This is a genomic window from Streptomyces sp. NPDC001508 (assembly GCF_040298665.1).
Taxonomy (GTDB): domain Bacteria; phylum Actinomycetota; class Actinomycetes; order Streptomycetales; family Streptomycetaceae; genus Streptomyces.
Window position 1 is genome coordinate 181,803 of record NZ_JBEPAP010000003.1, and the last position, 19,240, is coordinate 201,042.

Annotated in this window: 18 protein-coding genes and 1 pseudogene; 10 read left to right on the plus strand and 9 right to left on the minus strand. The window is 70.6% G+C overall.

Annotated elements, in window-relative coordinates; translation table 11 throughout:
- Nucleotide 1 precedes the first annotated feature (1 nt).
- The 3 genes from efeB to ABT245_RS04885 all read left to right on the plus strand — a co-directional run bounded on the left by efeB (nt 2) and on the right by ABT245_RS04885 (nt 3,224).
- Nucleotides 2-1,255, plus strand: a complete 1,254-nt coding sequence (gene efeB, locus ABT245_RS04875; RefSeq protein ID WP_351728618.1) for an iron uptake transporter deferrochelatase/peroxidase subunit — start codon at nt 2-4, stop codon at nt 1,253-1,255.
- 3 nt (nt 1,256-1,258) lie between these two features.
- A complete protein-coding gene (gene efeU / locus ABT245_RS04880; RefSeq protein ID WP_351728620.1) occupies nt 1,259-2,116 on the plus strand; it encodes an iron uptake transporter permease EfeU in 858 nt (285 codons plus the stop codon).
- A 106-nt stretch (nt 2,117-2,222) separates the two neighbouring features.
- Nucleotides 2,223-3,224, plus strand: coding sequence for an SCO2278 family lipoprotein (locus ABT245_RS04885; protein ID WP_351728623.1), 1,002 nt, complete (start codon nt 2,223-2,225; stop codon nt 3,222-3,224).
- A gap of 251 nt (nt 3,225-3,475) precedes the next feature.
- Here ABT245_RS04885 and ABT245_RS04890 read toward each other — a convergent pair whose 3' ends face one another.
- The 5 genes from ABT245_RS04890 to ABT245_RS04910 all read right to left on the minus strand — a co-directional run bounded on the left by ABT245_RS04890 (nt 3,476) and on the right by ABT245_RS04910 (nt 8,195).
- The gene (locus ABT245_RS04890) at nt 3,476-4,213 is read right to left on the minus strand and encodes a bifunctional DNA primase/polymerase (protein WP_351728626.1); all 738 of its coding nucleotides are present in this window, start codon (nt 4,211-4,213) and stop codon (nt 3,476-3,478) included.
- A gap of 92 nt (nt 4,214-4,305) precedes the next feature.
- Nucleotides 4,306-4,920, minus strand: a complete 615-nt coding sequence (locus ABT245_RS04895; RefSeq protein ID WP_351728629.1) for a TetR/AcrR family transcriptional regulator — start codon at nt 4,918-4,920, stop codon at nt 4,306-4,308.
- Nucleotides 4,921-4,929: 9 nt separating this feature from the next.
- Nucleotides 4,930-5,925: a small ribosomal subunit Rsm22 family protein gene (locus ABT245_RS04900; RefSeq protein ID WP_351728631.1), complete on the minus strand. Its 996-nt coding sequence runs from the start codon at nt 5,923-5,925 to the stop codon at nt 4,930-4,932.
- Between the two features lie 348 nt (nt 5,926-6,273).
- A complete protein-coding gene (locus ABT245_RS04905) occupies nt 6,274-6,657 on the minus strand; it encodes a hypothetical protein (RefSeq protein WP_351728634.1) in 384 nt (127 codons plus the stop codon).
- A gap of 50 nt (nt 6,658-6,707) precedes the next feature.
- Nucleotides 6,708-8,195 (minus strand): multidrug effflux MFS transporter, encoded by a 1,488-nt coding sequence (locus ABT245_RS04910; RefSeq protein WP_351728637.1) that lies wholly within the window; start codon nt 8,193-8,195, stop codon nt 6,708-6,710.
- Between the two features lie 110 nt (nt 8,196-8,305).
- On the opposite strand from ABT245_RS04910, the gene ABT245_RS04915 reads away from it, so the two are divergent.
- Together ABT245_RS04915 and ABT245_RS04920 are read left to right on the plus strand one after the other, a co-directional pair.
- The gene (locus tag ABT245_RS04915; protein WP_351728987.1) at nt 8,306-9,325 is read left to right on the plus strand and encodes a Gfo/Idh/MocA family protein; all 1,020 of its coding nucleotides are present in this window, start codon (nt 8,306-8,308) and stop codon (nt 9,323-9,325) included.
- Nucleotides 9,326-9,449: 124 nt separating this feature from the next.
- Nucleotides 9,450-10,208, plus strand: a complete 759-nt coding sequence (locus tag ABT245_RS04920; RefSeq protein ID WP_351728639.1) for an SDR family oxidoreductase — start codon at nt 9,450-9,452, stop codon at nt 10,206-10,208.
- A gap of 255 nt (nt 10,209-10,463) precedes the next feature.
- Here the strand turns inward: ABT245_RS04920 and ABT245_RS04925 are convergent, their stop codons facing one another.
- On the minus strand, nt 10,464-11,684 hold the full coding sequence (locus tag ABT245_RS04925) for a D-alanyl-D-alanine carboxypeptidase family protein (RefSeq protein WP_351728642.1): 1,221 nt from the start codon (nt 11,682-11,684) through the stop codon (nt 10,464-10,466).
- A 221-nt stretch (nt 11,685-11,905) separates the two neighbouring features.
- On the opposite strand from ABT245_RS04925, the pseudogene ABT245_RS04930 reads away from it, so the two are divergent.
- Nucleotides 11,906-12,034 (plus strand): annotated as a pseudogene (locus ABT245_RS04930) (5-methyltetrahydropteroyltriglutamate--homocysteine methyltransferase); the annotation flags it as partial.
- A 165-nt stretch (nt 12,035-12,199) separates the two neighbouring features.
- On the opposite strand, the gene ABT245_RS04935 reads toward ABT245_RS04930, so the two are convergent.
- Nucleotides 12,200-12,841, minus strand: a complete 642-nt coding sequence (locus ABT245_RS04935; RefSeq protein WP_351728645.1) for a superoxide dismutase — start codon at nt 12,839-12,841, stop codon at nt 12,200-12,202.
- 335 nt (nt 12,842-13,176) lie between these two features.
- Between ABT245_RS04935 and ABT245_RS04940 the strand changes: the two genes are divergently transcribed.
- Both ABT245_RS04940 and ABT245_RS04945 read left to right on the plus strand, forming a co-directional pair.
- Nucleotides 13,177-13,326, plus strand: a complete 150-nt coding sequence (locus tag ABT245_RS04940; protein ID WP_351728647.1) for a hypothetical protein — start codon at nt 13,177-13,179, stop codon at nt 13,324-13,326.
- Nucleotides 13,327-13,664: 338 nt separating this feature from the next.
- Complete coding sequence (locus ABT245_RS04945) at nt 13,665-14,096, plus strand: ester cyclase (protein ID WP_351728650.1); 432 nt, start codon at nt 13,665-13,667, stop codon at nt 14,094-14,096.
- Nucleotides 14,097-14,261: 165 nt separating this feature from the next.
- On the opposite strand, the gene ABT245_RS04950 is transcribed toward ABT245_RS04945, so the two are convergent.
- Both ABT245_RS04950 and ABT245_RS04955 read right to left on the minus strand, forming a co-directional pair.
- Nucleotides 14,262-15,140, minus strand: a complete 879-nt coding sequence (locus tag ABT245_RS04950; RefSeq protein ID WP_351728653.1) for a LysR family transcriptional regulator — start codon at nt 15,138-15,140, stop codon at nt 14,262-14,264.
- A 206-nt stretch (nt 15,141-15,346) separates the two neighbouring features.
- Nucleotides 15,347-16,285 (minus strand): catalase family protein, encoded by a 939-nt coding sequence (locus tag ABT245_RS04955; protein ID WP_351728655.1) that lies wholly within the window; start codon nt 16,283-16,285, stop codon nt 15,347-15,349.
- A gap of 845 nt (nt 16,286-17,130) precedes the next feature.
- On the opposite strand from ABT245_RS04955, the gene ABT245_RS04960 reads away from it, so the two are divergent.
- Together ABT245_RS04960 and ABT245_RS04965 are read left to right on the plus strand one after the other, a co-directional pair.
- Nucleotides 17,131-17,787 carry a vWA domain-containing protein gene (locus ABT245_RS04960; protein ID WP_351728991.1) on the plus strand — a complete coding sequence of 219 codons (657 nt, stop codon included), beginning with the start codon at nt 17,131-17,133 and terminating at the stop codon, nt 17,785-17,787.
- A gap of 32 nt (nt 17,788-17,819) precedes the next feature.
- Nucleotides 17,820-19,238: a protein kinase domain-containing protein gene (locus ABT245_RS04965; RefSeq protein ID WP_351728657.1), complete on the plus strand. Its 1,419-nt coding sequence runs from the start codon at nt 17,820-17,822 to the stop codon at nt 19,236-19,238.
- Nucleotides 19,239-19,240: the final 2 nt, after the last annotated feature.

Below are 19,240 nucleotides of genomic sequence, written 5' to 3' on the forward strand. Positions count from 1 at the left end.
GATGACACAGACCCAGCGGGGCGGCAGCCCCTCGCGGCGCGCGCTGATCGGCTGGGGCGGTGCCGGGCTCGCGCTCGGCGCCGCCACGGCCGGCGGCGCCGTCGCCATGACCCGCACCGGCCAGGACGCCGACCCGGCCGGCGCCGAGGCCGCCGGCGCGGTCGACTTCCACGGCGACCACCAGGCGGGCATCGCCACGCCCGTACAGGACCGGCTGCACTTCGCCGCGTTCGACGTGAAGACCGACGACCGCGCCGCGTTCGTCCAGCTCCTCAAGGACTGGACGGCCGCCGCCCGCCGGATGACCGCGGGCCACACGGTCGGCGAGGGCGCCTACGGCGGGCTGGCCGAGGCGCCGCCCGACGACACCGGCGAGGCGCTGGGGCTCAAGCCGTCCCGGCTGACGCTCACCCTCGGGTTCGGGCCGTCCCTCTTCGACCGGTTCGGGCTCGCGGACCGGCGGCCCGCGGCCCTCGTCGACCTGCCCAAGTTCCCCGGCGACAACCTCGACACGACGCGCACCGGCGGCGACCTGTGCATCCAGGCCTGCGCCGACGACCCGCAGGTCGCCGTGCACGCCATCCGCAACCTGGCCCGCATCGGCTTCGGCAAGGTCGCCGTCCGCTGGTCGCAGCTCGGCTTCGGCAAGACGTCGTCGACGACCCCGGACGCCCAGACCCCGCGCAACCTCTTCGGGTTCAAGGACGGCACCCGCAATATCGCGGGCACCGAGAAGGACCGGCTGGACAAGTTCGTCTGGGTCGGCGGCGGGGACGGGTCGGCATGGATGACCGGCGGGTCGTATCTCGTCGCGCGACGCATCCGCATGAACATCGAGACCTGGGACCGCACCTCGCTCCAGGAGCAGGAGGACGTCTTCGGCCGGGACAAGGGCGAGGGCGCCCCGGCCGGCAAGCCGAAGGAGCACGACGAGCCGTTCCTGAAGGCGATGAAGCCGACCGCGCACGTCCGGCTCGCCCACCCCGACACCAACGACGGGATCACGATCCTGCGCCGGGGCTACTCCTTCACCGACGGCACCGACGGGCTCGGCCGGCTGGACGCGGGCCTGTTCTTCCTTGCCTACCAGCGCGACCCGCGCAAGGGGTTCATTCCCCTCCAGCGCCGGCTGGCGGCGTCGGACGCGCTCAACGAGTACATCCAGCATGTGGGTTCTGCCGTCTTCGCGATCCCGCCCGGCGTCCGCGACGCGGACGACTGGTGGGGCCGGACGCTGCTGACCGAGGAGGCGTAGCCCGTGTTCTCCAACTATCTGATCGGTCTGCGCGAGGGGCTGGAGGCCAGCCTCGTCGTGTGCATCCTGATCGCCTATCTGGTCAAGACCGGGCGCCGGGACGCGCTGAAACCGATCTGGATCGGCATCGGCTTCGCGGTCGCCATCGCCATGGGCTTCGGGTGCGCGCTCGAATTCGGCTCCCAGGAGCTGACGTTCGAGGCCCAGGAAGCGCTCGGCGGTTCACTGTCGATCGTCGCGGTGGCACTGGTGACCTGGATGGTCTTCTGGATGCGGCGCACCGCCCGGCATCTGCGGTCCGAGCTGCACGGCCGGCTGGACGCGGCGCTGGCCATGGGCACCGGGGCGCTGGTCGCCACGGCGTTCCTCGCGGTGGGCCGCGAGGGTCTGGAGACCGCGCTGTTCGTGTGGGCGTCCGTGCACGCGGCGAGCGACGGCACCCCGCGCCCGCTGATCGGCGTCGCCCTGGGCCTGGCCACCGCGGTCCTGCTGGGCTGGCTGTTCTACCGGGGCGCGCTGAAGATCAACCTGGCCAGGTTCTTCACCTGGACCGGCGGCATGCTGGTGGTGGTCGCGGCGGGCGTACTCGCGTACGGCGTCCACGATCTCCAGGAGGCCAACTGGATCCCGGGCATCCGGGACCTGGCCTTCGACATCAGCGGCACGATCCCGCCGGACAGCTGGTACGGCACGCTCCTGAAGGGCGTCCTCAACTTCCAGCCCGACCCGACCGTCGTCCAGGTCACGGTGTGGCTGCTCTATCTGATCCCCACGCTGGCCGTGTTCCTCGTGCCGGCCCGCCCGGGTACCGGCGGGCCACGCCCGCAGCCGACGCCGGCGGCGGTGCGGGACAAGACCTGACGGCATCCCCCGGCCAGGGTGCGGGCGCGGTGCGGGAACCCGGCGTTCGAACGGCCTTCGCTCCCGGTAGGGTTCGGCTCCGGGAAGAGGAAGGTGACGGGACCTCATGACCAGGGATCGCAGTCCGCGCGGGCTTGGCGGGCGTGACCGGAAGGCACTCATAGCGGCCTCGCTGACCGCTTTGTCGCTGACGGCGAGCGGATGCGTGGTGGTGCACGGGGAGCGCGCGGTGCTCCCGGCCACCACCAAGGCCGAGGCGGCGAAGGCGCTGGAGGAGTTCACCGACGCCTACAACGCGGCGGACAAGTCGTTCGACAGCTCCCTGGACGCCGGCCATCTCACGGGCGCGCTCGCCGACATCGACGGGGCCCGGCTGAAGGCGGGGCATGCGAACCATCCGGGCGGCAATCCCGGGCACCAGCCGCTGAAGCTGTCGAACGCCGAGTTCACCATCCCCGAGAAGGCGGGCTGGCCGCGCTGGTTCGTCGCCGACGCCACCGCCAACAAGGGCGGCAGCGCCCGCTGGCTGTTCGTGTTCACCCGGGACGCCCTCAGCGAGCCGTTCCAGGTGGCGTACCTCACGCTGATCGCCCCGGACAAGCTGCCCGAGTTCAAGCTCGACGAGGACGGCTGGGCCGAGGCCGTCCCGCCCGGATCGGCGGACCTGTCCGTCGCGCCGCAGGAACTGAGCGAGCAGTACGCGACGTACCTGAAGAGCGGCGGCAGCGTCTTCGCGGACGGCGTGCACACCAGCGACTGGCGCACCACCCGTGAACGGCAGGCCAGCAAGCCGGGTCTTGCCCGGCAGTACATCGACGAGCCGCTGACCGGCGGCGACTACGCGCCGCTGGCGCTGCGCACGGCCGACGGCGGGGCGCTGGTGTTCTTCACCACACGCCACTTCGAGAAGCAGACCGCCGCCGCGGGGGCCGCCGTGCCGACCCCCGACGAGGATGTGCTGGCCCTGACGAAGGGCGAGATCAAGCAGTCGCTGACCCTGGAGTTCGTCTCCAACGAGGTCGCCCTCGACCCGAAGCGCGGCTCCGGGAGCGGACAGGTGTCACTGCTGGGGCGCATCCAGGGGCTGACGGGGGCGCAGGGAGACTGAGCGCTCCGCTGGGTTCGGCCGTGTTCGGTCGTGGGAGTGCTGCGTTGTTGTTGGGTGCGGGTGCGTCGTTGTTGTCTGCGGCTACGTCGTGAGCGCGTGCTGCGTTGTTGTTGGGTGCGGGTGCGTTACCTGCGGGTGCGTTGCCTGCGGTGCGTCGTGGCTGGGCTCGCAGTTCTGCGCGGGCGCGTCGTGGCTGGCCGCGCCGTTCCCCGCGCCCCTTCAGGGCGCTGCCCGACCCCGGGGGACCGGGGCTAGTGGCGTAGGGGCCAGGTTGGGGGTGTGTGGTGGGGTTGTTCGTCTGCGTGGCGGGCGCAGGCGTCGGTGAGGGCTTCCAGCAGGCTCAGCGGATCGGGCAGCGCATGCTCCGGGCCGCGTACCCAGCGCACCTGCTGGTCGTCGTCGCCGGGCAGCCGGGCGGGCGGCACCAGCACATACGAGCCGCGGCAGTGCCAGCGCAGCCCGGGGTGCTCGTCCATGGTCTCGGGGTGACAGTCCAGCTCGCACGGCCACCACTCGTCCTCGTCCTCGGGGGTGCCGCGGGTGAGGGCGAAGAACAGCATCCGGCCGTCGTCGCTCTCGGCGACCGGGCCGACCTCGACACCGGAGTCGAGCAGCCGCCGCAGCGCCTGCCGACCGGCCTCCAGGGGCACGTCGAGGACGTCGTGCACCATGCCGGTCGCGGTGATGAAGTTGGCCTGCTGCTGGTGCCGGGCCCAGCGTTCGATCTGGGCGCGGTCGGTGGTGGACTGCGTCTGCCAGGCGAACGACACCGGGTGCCGGGCGGGGGTGGGACAGCCGACGCGATCGCAGGAACAGCGGTATCCGGGGGCGGGGTGCGCGGCGGGCGCGAGGGGCAGTCCGGCTGCGGCGGCGGCGAGCAGCAGTTCCTCACGGCCGCCGGTGTCGGCGGTCGGTGACGTGCGGCGGCCCCGCAGCCACTGGGAGAGTCTGCCCTGCCGACCGGACCGGCCGCCGAACGTCGCGCTCATCAATCCCCTCGCCTCGCTGGTGTGCGGACAACATGCCCCATGGTCCCACCATCCGGCACCCCGGGGGACCGCGGCCCCGTCCCGGGGTACGGTCAGCGCGGGGCCAGGCCGTGGAGGGCGTAGTCGACCAGGGTGTCCGTGTACGCGTACGAGATCGGTCCGGTGTGCTGGAGCCAGCGCTGGGCCAGCGGCGATACGAACAGCTCCAGGGCGATACGCGGGTCCACGTCCGCCCGTACCTGCCCCGCGTCCTGGGCGGAACGGAGCCGGTCCACATACAGCTGGAGCTGTGGACCGAGCAGTTTGCCGACGAACTCGCGGCTCAGCTGCTCATTGACGAGGCCCTCGGCGGCAAGGGCGCGGGAGGGTGCCTCGAACCGGGGGTCGAGCAGTTCGTCTACCGTGGCCCGCAGCACCGCCTTGAGGTCGGCGGCGACGTCCCCCGTGTCCGGGATCTTGTACGGTTCCTGGCCGAGGTCCCGGGCCGACTGCTCGGCCAGGTCCAGGAACGCCTCCAGCAGGACGTCCGCCTTGGCCGGCCACCACCGGTAGATGGTCTGCTTGCCGACCCCGGCCCGTGCGGCGATCGCCTCGACGGTGGTCTTCGGGTACCCGACCTCGGCGACGAGGGCGAGGGCGGCGGCGTAGATCGCGCGGCGCGACCTCTCGCTGCGGCGGCTGGAGTCCGGGGCGGGCTTCTTGACCATGGGGTGAAGCTAACCCATGGGGTCCGGTGCGGCGGGCGGCCAGGGGTCGCCCCAGTCCGCGTCCCGGGCCGCCTTGTACTGGTCGCCGTGGCGTTTGGTGACCGTCGCGCGGTGCAGCCGTTCGTCGGCCTCGCAGAGGTCCAGCAGGACCTGGCCCTTGCGCAGTTGCGGGCGGCGGACGATCCGGGCGGGCGCCGCTGCCGCCGGGAGGCGGGTGGCTGCGACATAGCTGAACTTCTCGTCCTCGTACGGCAGCGAGCCGCCCTTGACCTGCCGGTGCAGGGAGGAACGGCTGACCCGGGCGGAGAAGTGGCACCAGTCGGCGCCGGGCACGAGCGGGCAGCCGGCGCTGTGCGGGCAGGGCGCGGCGATCCGGAACCCGGCGTCGATCAGCCGGTTCCGGGCCTCGATGACGCGGGCGTGGCCGTCCGGGGTGCCGGCCTCGACGATCAGGACGGCCCGTGCGGCGGTCGCGGCGGCGTCGATGAGGGCGGCGCGGTCGGCCGTGGACAGCTCGTTGAGGACGTAGGAGACGGTGACGAGGTCGACGGCGCCGAGGGTGAGGCCGGCGCCGATCCGCTCGCGGCGCCAGCGGGTCTCGCGCAGCGTCGGGTGTGCGGCGGCGATCTCCCGGCCCAGCGCGAGCGCGGGCTCGGCCCAGTCCAGCACGGTCACCGGCCGGGTGCCCGCCCAGGTGGCGCCGACCGCCCAGGTCGCGGCGCCGGTCCCGCCGCCGACGTCCGTGTGGCCGGCCGGTGCCCAGCCGGGCACGGCGTCCGCGAACGCGGCGAGCGCGCGGCGCACCGCCTCGAAGGTCGCGGGCATCCGGTACGCGGCGTACGCGGCGACGTCGGCGCGGTCCCGCAGGATCGGCGCGTCGGTGGGGGTGGCGCCCCGGTAGGTGGCGATCAGCCGCTCCACGGCCGAGGCGGCCTGCGACGGCGGCAGCCCGTCGAGCAGACCGTCCAACGCGGCGCGGAGTCGTTCGGCCGGACGTTCATTCACCCGGCGATTGTAGGAGCCTTGCCGTCCCGGGGGTGGCGGGGGTCGGGCGCCGCGGGGAGCGGTGGGGGGCGTGCGCCGTGGGGGTGCGGGATGGGGGGCCTGTGCGGGTGCGTGGGGGCTGGGCGCGCCGTTCCTCGCGCCCCTGGGTGGGCTGTACTCGGCGCGTGAACGCGGAGGGGGGTGGGTCAGTCTTGGTGGAGTTGCGGACTGCTGGCGGTTGACTGTGCACGGGCGTGTTTGGGTGCACATGAGTGAGTGTCCGGGCTGCGGCCTGTGCGACCGCGCCCCCCGTCACCTCGGCCCGCGTGCCCTCAACCCGCGCGTTCTCGGCCCACACCTCCACGTCTCTCATGTCCTCAGCCCACGCCTTCTCAGCCCGCGTGCCCTGGACCCACGCGCCCACGGCCCGATGTCCCCGACCGACGCGTCCCCGGCCCGCGTCTTCTCGTTCCTTGCGTCCTCAGCCCGCACCTCCACGACCCGCGCCTTCACGACCCCCGTGTCCTCAACTTGCGTGCCCTCAAGGCGCATCGCCTCGGCCCACGTCTTCTCGGCCCGCTCCTCAACCCGCGCCTCCACGGCCCGCCTCTCCGTGACTCGCGCGCCCTCAACCCGCGCCTCCACGACCTGCCTGTCCTCAATCCCCGCCTCCACGGCCGGCGTCTCGTCAGCCCGCGCCTCCACGGCCCGCGTGTCCTCAACCCGCCTCTCCACAACCCCGAGCCTCCTCACCTCGTGCTTCCACCACCCACGCCTCCACCCCCGCGCCCCCACGACCCGAGCTACTCAGCCCTCGCGGTCTTGGCGCTCATGTCCTCCGCCCTCTTGTCCTCGGGCTCGTCGGAGGGGAGGCGGTTTCCGTTCCGGCCGCCCGTGCGGGCTCTCCAGGGGCGGCACATTCCCGCGAAACAGGCGGTGGCCGCCAGCGCGCCCGCCAGTTGGACGACGGCCATCGGCGCGGCGGTGTGTTCCCCGGCGACACCGACGAGCGGGGAGGCGATCGCCCCGATGAGGAAGGAGGACGAGCCGAGCAGCGCGGCGGCGGAGCCGGCCGCGTGCCGGGTGCGCAGCAGCGCGAGCGACTGGGCGTTGGGGAGGGTGAGCCCCATCGCGGACATCAGGACGAAGAGCGCGGCGGCGACGGGCGCAAGGCCGACCCGTCCGAAGGCGCCGAGGGTCATCAGCAGCAGGGCGCTCGCCGCGAACACGGTGATCGTGAGGCCGACGGCCAGCACCCGGTCCAGGCTGACCCGGCCGACCAGCAGCTTGCCGTTGATCTGCCCGACGACGACCAAGCCGACGGAGTTGAGGCCGAACAGCAGGCTGAAGGTCTGCGGGGAGGCGCCGTAGATGTCCTGGATGACGAACGGCGAGGCGGATATATAGGCGAACAGGGCGGCGAACGCGAAGCCGCCGGTGAGCAGATAGCCGGTGAACGGCAGGTCGGCGAGGAGTCCGCGCATGGCGCGCAGCGCCGCACCGACCCCGCCGTCCCGCCTCCCGCGGGCCTTCGGTTCCGTTCCGGCGGGCGGCACTCCCCTGGCGGCCGCCGGCAGCGTCTCGGGGAGCCGCAGCCAGACCACCGCCGCCAGCACCGCCCCGACCACGGTGAGGACGGCGAACACGCCCCGCCAGTCCGTGACCCGCAGGATCTGACCGCCGATCAGGGGCGCGACGATGGGGGCGACGCCGGAGATCAGCATCAGGGTGGAGAAGAAACGGGCCATCGCGACGCCGTCGTACAGGTCGCGGACGACGGCGCGGGCGATCACGATGCCGGCCGCTCCGGCCAGTCCCTGCGCCAGCCGGAGCGCGACCAGCGCCTCGACGGTGGGGGCCGCCGCGCACAGAGCGGTGGCGACGACGTAGACGGCGAGGCCGGCCAGCAGCGGGCGGCGGCGGCCCCAGCGGTCGCTCATCGGGCCGACCACCAGTTGCCCGAGCGCCATGCCGGCCAGGCAGGCGGTGAGGGTGAGCTGCACGGTGGCGGCGGGCGCGTGCAGGGAGCGGGTGACCTCCGGCAGCGCCGGGAGGTACATGTCCATCGCGAGCGGGGGTGTTGCGGTGAGACCGCCGAGGACCAGGGTGACGAGCCGGCCGGTACGGCGTGCCGTGCGGCGCGCGGGCTCCCCGCCCGCAGCCGGGTCCCCCGTCTCGGATGCCGAGTCCGCCGTCTCCGATGCCGTAGCAACCGTCTCGGGTGCCAGGTCTACCGTCTCGGATGCCGGTGCCGCCCTCTCGGATGCCGATGCCGCCGCGCGTTCGGGCATGGGTCCCCTCCCCTTGCGGCCTGTGCGGCCGACCCGTGTGGTTGAACAGGCACCTATGCTCTCAGTTCGTACACGGTGCCGGGGTATTCATGAGCGAGGGCGGGGCCGCAATGGCGGAGCAGAGCGTGCGGTGGGGCATCCTGGCGACGGGCGGCATCGCGGCCGCGTTCGCGGCGGACCTGGTGGATCTGCCGGACGCCGAGATCGTGGCGGTGGCCTCGCGCACCGAGGACTCGGCGCGGGCGTTCGCCGAACGGTTCGGGATCCCCCGGGCCTACGGCACCTGGGAGGCGCTGGCCCAGGACGAGGACCTCGACGTCGTGTACGTCGCCACCCCGCACTCGGCGCACCGCGCGGCGGCCGGGCTGTGCCTGGAGGCCGGACGCAATGTGCTGTGCGAGAAGGCGTTCACGTTGAACGCGCGGCAGGCGGAGGAGCTGGTGGCGCTGGCCCGCGATCGTGGCCGCTTCCTGATGGAGGCGATGTGGATGTACTGCAATCCGCTGGTGCGCCGGCTGAAGGTGCTGGTCGACTCCGGGGCGATCGGCGAAGTCCGCACCGTCCAGGCCGACTTCGGGCTCGCGGGCCCCTTTTCGCCCGCGCACCGGCTGCGCGACCCTGCGCTGGGCGGCGGCGCGCTGCTCGACCTCGGCGTCTACCCGGTGTCGTTCGCGCACCTGCTGCTCGGCGAGCCGGACGCGGTCGAGGCCCGCTCGGTGCTGTCCGCGGAGGGCGTCGACCTCCAGACGGGCGCGCTGCTGTCCTGGGACGGCGGGGCGCTGGCCTCGGTGCACTGCTCGATCGTCGGCGGTACGGCGGTCACCGCGTCGGTGACCGGGTCGCTCGGCCGGATCGACGTACCGGGCGGCTTCTTCCACCCGGACCGGTTCGTGCTGCACCGCGACGGCCGTGACCCCGAGGAGTTCGTCCTCGAACCGTCCGACGGGCCGCGGCACACCCTGCGGCACGAGGCGACGGAGGTGATGCGCGCGCTCCGGGCCGGTGAGCCGGAGTCCCCGCTCGTGCCGCTGTCCGGCACGCTCGCCGTGATGCGGACGCTGGACGCGATCCGGGAGCGGGTCGGAGTGCGGTACCCGGGCGACGCCGTGCCCGTCCCGGCGTCCGCCTGAGCCGGTCACCGCGGCGACGACGGCGACGCGTACGACGGTGACGCGTACGACGGCGACGCGCCTGCCAGTCGTATGGCGGACATCGGATTCCGCATGACGGAGCCTGCGCCTACGCTGCGGTGCCATGACCGACAGGGAATCGAAGATCGCGGTGGTGACCGGCGCCGGGTCCGGTATCGGGCGGGCGGTCGCCGTGGAGTTGTTGCACGCGGGCTGGGCGGTGGCGCTGGCCGGGCGGCGGGCCGAACGGCTCGCCGAGACCACGGCGCTGGCCCCCGAGGGCGACGCGCTGGTCGTACGCACGGACGTGGCACGGCCGGACGACGTGGCCGACCTGTTCGCCACGACGGTGGACCGCTTCGGCCGGGTCGACCTGCTGTTCAACAACGCGGGCACGTTCGGTCCTGGCGGGGTTCCGGTCGAGGACCTGCCCTACGACGCCTGGCGGCACGTGGTGGACACCAACCTCAACGGGGCGTTCCTGTGCGCGCAGGCGGCGTACCGGCAGATGAAGGAGCAGGATCCGCGGGGCGGCCGGATCATCAACAACGGCTCGGTCTCGGCGCACACGCCCCGGCCGCGGTCGGTCGCCTACACCGCGACCAAGCATGCGCTCACCGGGCTGACCAAGTCGCTGTCGCTGGACGGGCGGCCGTACGGCATCGCGGTCGGCCAGATCGACGTCGGCAACGCGGCCACCGACATGACGACCCGCATGGAGACGGGGGCGTTGCAAGCAAACGGGGCGGTAGCCCCGGAACCGGTGATGGACGTCGCCGATGTGGCCCGCACCGTACGGCACATGGCGGAGCTGCCCCTGGAGGCGAATGTGCAGTTCGCGACGGTGCTGGCGACGGCGATGCCGTACGTGGGCCGCGGCTGAGCGAACCCGTACTCCGCCAACTCGACCTGCACAACCGGAGTTCGAATCTCCGCGCTATTGCGGCCGGTCGGGAGCTTATGCTCAACTTTCCTCCACCAGAGCTTCACAGTTGGAGCACTGGGGTTCCACGGACCACACCGAGGGGGGAAGCGGCAGCCGTTCCACCAGGCCCGGGAGGGGGTGGACCTCGCGCAAGCCCGCGAGGTACGCACCGGGGGGTGGAACGGCTGCCGCTCAATTCCCGGCCAGCGCTGTTCAGGTGCGGTGTCGGCCCCTGCGGCGGCGGTTCGGAGCCGCCTCCGCTGTCGCCGCTGCTTCCGCCGCCTCCGCTGTCGCCGTCGCGGTCGCTTTGCGGCGGCGCAGCGCCCAGGTGCCCGTGCCCAGCAGTGCGACCGTGCCCGCCGCGCCCTCCAGCAGGCGCCAGGGGGAGGTCTCCTTCTGCGCCGCCACCGGCGGTCCAGCGGCGGCCCGCGCCGACCGCCGCGTAGGCTCCGGGCTCGTGCTCGCTCCGCCCTCGCTGAGCGGATCGACAAGTGTGCCCACCGCCCGTGCCGAACTCCCCTTCCCGAAGCCCCAGTCGAGCAGCGCGGCCGTCTCCTCGTAGACGGCGTTGCCGCCGTTGTCCGGGTGCATCACCGTGACCAGCAGGGTGCGCCCGTCCCGGGTGGCGGCACCGGTGAAGGTGTTGCCGGCCTTGCTGGTGTAGCCGTTCTTCACCCCGATCAGACCCTCGTACCGGTCCAGGCCCCAGACCCCCGTCAGCAGCCGGTCGGTGTTCTGGATCTGGAACGTCTTCTTGCCGCCCGCCGGGAAGTCGGCGGCCCTGGTGGCGCAGTACCCCCGGAAGTCGGCGTCCTTGAGCCCGTGCCACGCGAAGAGCGTCAGGTCGTACGCCGACGACAACTGCCCCGGGTGGTCATAGCCGTCCGGGCTGACCACCCGGGTGTCCAGGGCCTGGAAGTCCGCCGCCCTGGCCTGCATCTCGGCGACCGTCTTGGCGACCCCGCCGTTCATATGGGCCAGCACATGCACCGCGTCGTTGCCCGAGCGCAGGAACACGCCCTGCCACAACTGCTCGACGGTGTAGGTGATCCCCGGCTTGATGCCGACGAGGCTGGAGCCCGCCGGTATCCCGGCCAGTTCGGCCTCGGTCACCCTGTGCCGCTCGGTACGGTCGAACTTCCGGAGCAGGGTGTCCGCGAACAGCATCTTCAGTGTGGAGGCGGGCGCCAGCCGCCGGTGCGCGTCGCAGGCGGCGAGCACCTCCCCGCTTCCGCCGTCGGCGACCAGCCAGGAGCGGGCCGTGAGCCGCGCGGGCAGCCCGCCCGCCCCGCGGACCTGGACGCCGGTTCGGGCCAGCAGTTCACCGCCGACCACGGCCGAGGCGGCGGACGCGGGGGCGGTGACGGACAGGGGAAGCGCGGCGACCGCCAGACCGAGGGCGGCACGCCGCGTGAGCCGGGAACATTCACGCATCCCGGGAACCGTACACGCCCCCTCCGAGGCACCCGCACGGGTGGGCCCGGAAGCGGGCGGGTACGGCGGGGGCCAGGGCGGCCGGGCCAACCGCCAGCGGGTACGACGGGAGCCAGGACCGCCGTACCCCGGACCACCGGGGCCGAATACGGCGGGGGCACGACCGCCGGGCCACCGCCAGGCCACCCGTGGTGGTCTCCCTGCGAGCAGGCGCCAGACCCCCGGTGGAACGCCTGTGGGTCAGCCCCGACCGCGGTCTGAGGACGCGCGGCCGGCCGGAGGTCCCGGCCTCCCTGGAGAACCCGGTCGCCGCGGCCCGGGAGGTGCGCGCCGAACTGTCCGCGGACTGACGGCGGGCGACGGACCGCCGATCGCCGGATACGCCGGGTCTGGGCGGCATGGGAACGCTCCCGCAGCCATTCGGCTTGCGGGAGCGTTCCGTTGGGGCGCCTGCCGGTGAGAGGTGAGAAGACGGTCACGGGCAGGACGGCTGCGCGGCGGACGCGGCTATGGCGTCACGGCGTGAGCAGCAGGCTGTTGCCGTGCTTCTTCGCGGCGGCGTAACGCTTGGCCACGTCCTGCCAGTTGACGACCTTCCACATGGCCTCGATGAAGTCGACCTTCTGGTTCTTGTACTGGAGATAGAAGGCGTGCTCCCAGGCGTCGAAGACCAGGACGGGGGTGGCGCCCTGGCCGACGTTGCCCTGGTGGTCGTAGACCTGCTCGACGATCAGCCGACCGCTCAGCGGCTCGTAGGCGAGGACGCCCCAGCCGGAGCCCTGCGTCGTGGCGGACGCCTTGGACAGCTGGGCCTTGAAGTTCTGGAACGAGCCGAACGACTGGGCGATGGCGTCCGCGAGTTCGCCGACGCCGTCCTTCTCCAGCGGTTCGCCGCCGCCGTCGCCGGTCATGTTGTGCCAGTAGACGGAGTGCAGGATGTGCCCGGAGAGATGGAAGGCCAGGTTCTTCTCCAGGCCGTTGATCGAGCCCCACGACTCCTTGTCCCGCGCCTCGGCGAGCTGCTCCAGGGTGTCGTTGGCGCCCTTCACATAGGCGGCGTGGTGCTTGTCGTGGTGCAGCTCGATGATCTCGGGGCTGATGACCGGGGCGAGCGCCGAGTAGTCGTACGGAAGCTCCGGGAGCGTGTAGACCGGCATGTCCAACATCCTCCGTGATAATCGCCAGTAATTGCGAGCCATGCGCAACTGCACGCTAGCAGCAGAAAGCGGGAGGGGCGATCAGGCGCGGGACCTAGGACTTGGTGCCGTACCGCCAGGGACACCCGCCCGTGACCATCGGCTGCCCACCTGGCCGTACGGACAACCGGGACGAAGCAGGCGCGTTCCTCCCCTCCCCGTCCGGCTCCGACCGTGGAACCTGCCAGATGGTCATTGAGGTAGATCCCCAGCAGGTCCATGCGGGTCTGCGGGCGGACGCCCGGCATCGGTGTCGTCATGGCTCGTGCCCTCGCTTCTCTCGCCCGGGTGCGGCTGTGCTGCACGAGTACCCGTACGGCATGGTCCTGCTGTACGTCCTGGCGTTCCTGCTGGACAGCGGCGGGACGGCCTACGACACCGCCGCCCAGTCCCTCGTCCTCTCATCCCCGCCGACGAGAGACTGGAGAAGACCGACAGCTCCCTGATCGCGGCCGGACACCTCGGCCGAGACCTGGCCGGCCCGGCCCTCGGCGGTGTCCTCTACGCCCTGTCCCCCGGCTCTTCTCCTCGGGATCAACGCCGTCACCGTGGCCATCGGCGTAGCGTGCCGGTCCGTCGACTGGCGCCCTTCAACATGCCGATGCGGCATCAGGACGGTCCGATTCGGCATTGGCGGCACGGATTCCTTCTGCTCGACAATCGGTGTACGCAGATATGCGCCCCTTCCGAAACGCGCCGGCAACCGGGCTGCTCCGCGCCGACGGGCGTCATGCGCTTCGCCGTGCGAGCCGTCGCATCCGATGGAGAACCAGTGAGGAAACCCATGAACGAGCAGAACCCGCCCTCCTGGGTGAAGAGCTACGTCGACGCCTGCAACCGGCATGACTCGCAGGCGGTCGTCGACATGATGAGCGAGGACATCCAGGTCGTCGACACCGCTTTCGGTGGCATATTCAAGGGCAAGCAGGCGGTCAAGGCGCTGATCGACGGGATGGACAGGAGCCTGTCCAGCGATTACGTCTTCGCCCTGGGGAAGGTCGTGGAATCGCGCGACTCCTATTCGTTCGAGTGGGTCCTTTCCGGCACCCACGACCGTGCCAACCCCGAACTGGGGATACCTGCCACCGGCAAGCGGTTCGAGTGCCCCGGCGTCACCATCGGCGTGCGGACCGACGGACTCATCACCGAAAACCGGGACTACTGGAACTTCGCGGGCTTCCTCATGCAGACCGGCCTCCTGCCCCCCTTGGGCTGAACGGCCGGCCGCCCTGCTCAGCACCGCGATCACACGGGACGTACCCGGCCCCGAGAGCCCCGTCTCAGTGGTGGACCGCTGTTGACGGACCGGTGCCGGGCGGGCCCCGGCCGGTGTCCGTTCATGCCGGTCGAGCAGACGCGGCCGGACGGCCGGCACCGGGCCTCAGTCCGGGCCTGGGCCGAGCATGCGACGCGAGAGTTCGGCGAACTGGACCAGCTCGGGCATGGTCCGGTGCTTGGAGTAGGCCAGGGCGACCATGCGCGGAGCGACGCCCTCCAGCGTCAGGTACACGACGTCGTCACGGCGGTAGAAGCCGGCCATGCCGGCCGGCATGACATAGCAGCCGGACCCGAAGGCGACGGTCTGCAGGCATTCCTCGATCGTCGCCGGGAACCGTCCGGTGTCCTGCTGCGGCGTCACCGGATCGCGCGGGACACGCCCACGCCATTCCGGTACGTCCCGCGGATCCTGCAGCAAGGTCATGTCACGCAGGTCCTCGATGTGCACTGCCTTGAGTTCCGCGAACGGATGCTCACTGGACAGCGCCACCACACGGGGCTCCGGGAAGAGCGGGACCACCTCGAACATGCCCTCGGGCAGGGGCAGTCGGACGTAGCACACGTCGACCCGCCCGTCGAGGAGGAAGTCGACCTGGTCGGTGATCGAGGTGTGTACGACATCGATGTCGAGTTGCGGCGCCATCCGGGCGAACTCCCGCACGATGGGGGTGACGTTGACACCCGGCATGAAGCCGATGGAGAACTGGTTCACCTCCCGGCTCGCCGTCCGCACCCGCTGCTGCACCGCCTGTGCCATCGCCAGCATCGGCCGGGCGTCCTCCAGCAACTGGTGCCCCGCCCGCGTCAGTACGGTGCCCTGCCGGTCACGCAGGAAGAGGACCACGCCCAGATCCTCCTCCAGTGCCCGGATCTGACGGCTGAGCGCCGGCTGGGTCATGTAGAGGCGGCTCGCCGCCCGCACGAAGCTGCACTCCTCGGCCACGGCCACGAAGTAGCGCACCCGGCGTATGTCGAGGTCCATGAGGCTCATCGTAGCCACACCCATCACGGCATATGCCGAAACGGCTTCAGAATCAAACAGATGGTCAAAGGCGAGGTCGCGCCCGCGCTGCGGAGATGCCCTGCTGCTATGCCCCGACCACCGAGTGATCACCCGAACCAGAAGAATCCTGTTCGGGTGATCACCTCTGTAGGGCGACAATAGAATGGCGCTTTACGGACAGGACGTCAGGGAGTGACAACCCGGTTGCGCCAGCTGAGCGAATAGGCTGCTTGGCGAGCACGCATCAATTCCCCGAGAGGTCGATGCTCCGTTGCCGCGATCCAGGGGTTGAAGCTGCTCTTCTCGACGGTCTCGGCCAACGCCTCGTCCGGTGCTTGCCGAGGCACATGCAATCGCGCCACGGTGAGCCACGGCGCGTCCCAGCGGACCGAGGAGTCTTCGATCGGCGTACGACTCTCGTCCTCGAAGAACTGGGCCTGGAAAAGGAACTCCAGGTCGGCGTCCGCGAGTCGCCCATAGATGTCGGCGGCCAGATCCTTGCGGGCTTCTTTGTTTGTCTTCGTCGAGGCGGCGCACAGCTTCACCCGTGCCGCGTAGTCGCCGAACGTGATGGGCATGATGCTGAAGAAGTCATGCGTGGCGAATCCGCTGAACGGCTTCACCATGTCCCGGAGGTTCGTGACAGCGCCGCATGTGAGCTGCGGCTTCGACACGGCCTTACGAAGCGCGGCGCCGGGCGCACTCGTGGAGAGATCGACGATTCCGACAACGTCCGCGCTGCCGCTGACCTTCAGGGTCTCCTGACTGACCAGGGTGAAGTTCTGCTCGACGTCGGCGGACGACGGCGTCGAGGCGCCGAGCACCTTGATCGCGAAACCGCGGATGTCAGGAGCCCGGTCGGCGGAGAAGTTTCCATTGGACAGTCGAACCTGTGCCTCAAAAACAGAGGGAGCCGCAAAAATTCCTTGCCGTGCATAATCAGGAAGATTTTCTTCCACCACGAGGGCGGCCTCCAGGGCAGCTACTTGATTGCGGTGCAGTGCTCTCCCGTGGCCGTGTTTTTTCAGACGCTTACGTTGCAGTTCACTGAAAACGTGCACCTGTTCCGCATGCTGGGTACTCTCGTCAGGCAGAAACACTTCGCGCCATTGAGTGCTCGGCATAACACAAAACCTTCTCGATGTTCAGGCCCTCTGTCGTACAGAAGGCGGTTACAGCCTGGCGCCGGCGCCGGCGCCCATGGGCTTCAGCCCCGCCGTGCGGGCGTTCGGGGTTGTTGTGTGTTCGCGCGGAGGACGCCCGTAGGAGGCAGCCGCCGGGCAGCCTGCACGTGAGCACGTAGCTCACTGCTCCGACAAGCGTCTCATCCACCATCCGCCGCAAGAACCTCACTATCTACCGCTCCTTCCTGTTCAGTGGGTGACCGTTCGCGAGAACAGGGCGGTACCTGTGGTCTCGCCTTGCGCCCACCGGCTGGTCAGCCCGAGGGGGGCCTCCGGCTCCGTCGCGTCACGGCACAGGTCAGAGGTACATGGACACCTGTTTTGGCGTCATGTACGAGCGAGTCGTAATGACACATTTGTCAAAGCCTCATCTTTCACGCCGCGTTGCGCCTTCCACCGAGCATCACGGCCCACGACTCCTCACGCCAATGCCGATCACCCACGCCGTCATGCCGAACGGGCATGACGTCAGTACGGCGCGGTTCCGCTCACCCTCGCCCCGCCGCCGTAGTGGTGCCGGTCCTCACCACGTGGGGTACAGCACCACCGAGTCATCGCGATGCCCTGCTTCGACAAGCCGCCGGCGTCTCCCATGCCGAAGGTGGGAGATTCCGCCAACTCCCTGATCGAGCCCAGGCTTGCCGTGTGAGGCACCGTCAGGCGTGATTCGTAGTACCTTGTGTGCCCCACTGCCAAGAATGGCTTGGCCGCGACCGGCGTGCCGGTCTGAGCGGTCACCTTGGTCGAGAACGTTGGGGGGCGTCGTGGGTACCGCGCCGCGGTTCATGGCTGCGAAAGCACGTCCACTGCCGGTCCTTGTGCTGGCGGACGTGAGCGGAAGTATGGGGGAACCCCAGGAGAAGATCGATGTACTCAACGAGTGCATCCGGCGCATGCTCGGCGACTTCGCAACGGCCGACGTCGGGCGGGGCGCCATTCACGTCGGAGTGATCGCCTTCAGCCAGGATGGCGCGGTTCTGCACCAGGAGCTGGTTCCCGCAGCCGAAGCGTCGTGGACCGACATGCAAGCCCGGGGCGGCACGCCGCTGGGCGCCGCTCTCGCGCTCGCCGACGAACTGCTGCGTGACGAGGCGACTGTCCCGCCCCGTGCGTTCTCGCCCACTCTCATTCTCGTATCCGACGGGAAACCCACTGACGACTGGGAGGAAGCACTCGACCGCTTGCTCGACTCCCCAAAGGGTGCAAAGGCCACCCGACTTGCGGTCGCCATCGGCGGGCCCGGCATGACCGAGCAGGCGAGGGCTGTGCTGCGCCGGTTCGTCGGCGATGAGGCCGGCGGCGTATTCGAGGCGCAGGATGTCAGTCGGATCCAGCAGTACTTCCGCTGGGTGACGGTCACTGTCACTCAACGCGCTCAGAGCACCCGCCCGGACCGGACACCGGTGTTGAACCCCGAGGACCTGTCCGACTTCGGCGCCTGAGCCGGCAGGAACACGCAGCGAGAGGAAAGCCGGTGACATCGCGCTGGGACCTCGGCGGTCTGCTGCGGCCGGTCGAGGACGAGTATCACCAACTGTGGTCGCTGTCTCATTCCATCGGAGCCGGCGGCCAGGGCGAGGTATGGCTGGCCCGAGGGGGACGCACCGCCGTCAAGATGATCACGGCTCCGACTCAGGAAGCGGCCGAGGCCGTACACGCTCGGCTGCGGCGTATCCAGCGGCTTCCGCTGGACGATGTCCCGCTGGCCGGCGTACTGGCCTTGCTTGCCCCTCCCAAGCTTGGCTACGTCATGGAACTCGCTGACGAGATGGTGCCGTTGGACACGCTCTGCGTCTGCGACGAGGAAGACTTGGCGGCCTGGTACCTGCGTACCGGCGGACTGGAACGCCGACTGCGTCTGCTGGCCAAACTCGCAGACGCCATCGCCCGCCTGCACGCCCGGGCCATCGTGTACCAGGACCTGTCTCCGTCCAACGTCCTGGTGTCCGCCGCTCCTGAGCAGCAGGAGATCAGGCTCATCGACGTGGACAACCTCGGTCTCGTCTCCGCGGTCGCTTCCGCTCCGGTGCACACCCCGGGATACGGGGCCCCGGAGATCGTTGCGGGCTCCAGCGGCGCAAGCACCCTGGCAGACGCCCATGCGCTTGGTGTGCTGGTCTTCGAAACCCTGACAGCGAGCCATCCGTTCCGTGGTGACGAGGTACTGGATTCCGATCCCGACCACCAGCAGGAGTACGCCGACCGCTTCCGCCTGCCGTGGATCGATCACCCCACCGACCGCACCAACGAGTGCACCGTCGGCATCACACCTCGGCAAGAACTGCTGTCGAGTCGGTTGTGGGAACTGGCCTCCCAGTGCTTCGTCGACGCCGTGACCAACCCTCTCGTCCGCCCGTCCGCCGCCCAGTGGGCCGCAGCACTGCACTCCGCGGCAGCACAAACCGTTCGGTGCCCGGACTGCCGCTGGACCTACCGTGCTGCCGCAACCTCATGCCTCTTGTGCCGACGCGCCCGAGACCGTACCTGGGTGCTGCGCCATGGACTGACCGGGCCGGTGGGTGCTGAGCCGGAAGGCCGATCGGAGACCGGCGCCGACATACCCGACGTCCGGCTGTCCGAAGTGCCTTTGCCGGATTTCACCGTGCTGCGCCCCGACGCCGAAACGGTGCTCACCGCACGTCACGCTTCTCCCGCCCCCGACCAGCCCGACGCCGTGATCGCACAAGTACGGCTCGACGGGCAGGACGCCACCGTACTGAACCTCTCGCGCAACAGCCTCTGGCTCGACCATCAGGATGGGCGCCCCTGGCGGGAGATAGCCCTGGGAGGCCAGGCGACCGCTCCCGTCGACGGCCGGCCCTGGACGCTGCACTTCGGAGAGCGAGACGCCGTCCACCGCTGGGTACGTCTGACGGCTCTGGAGGCCAGGTAGGT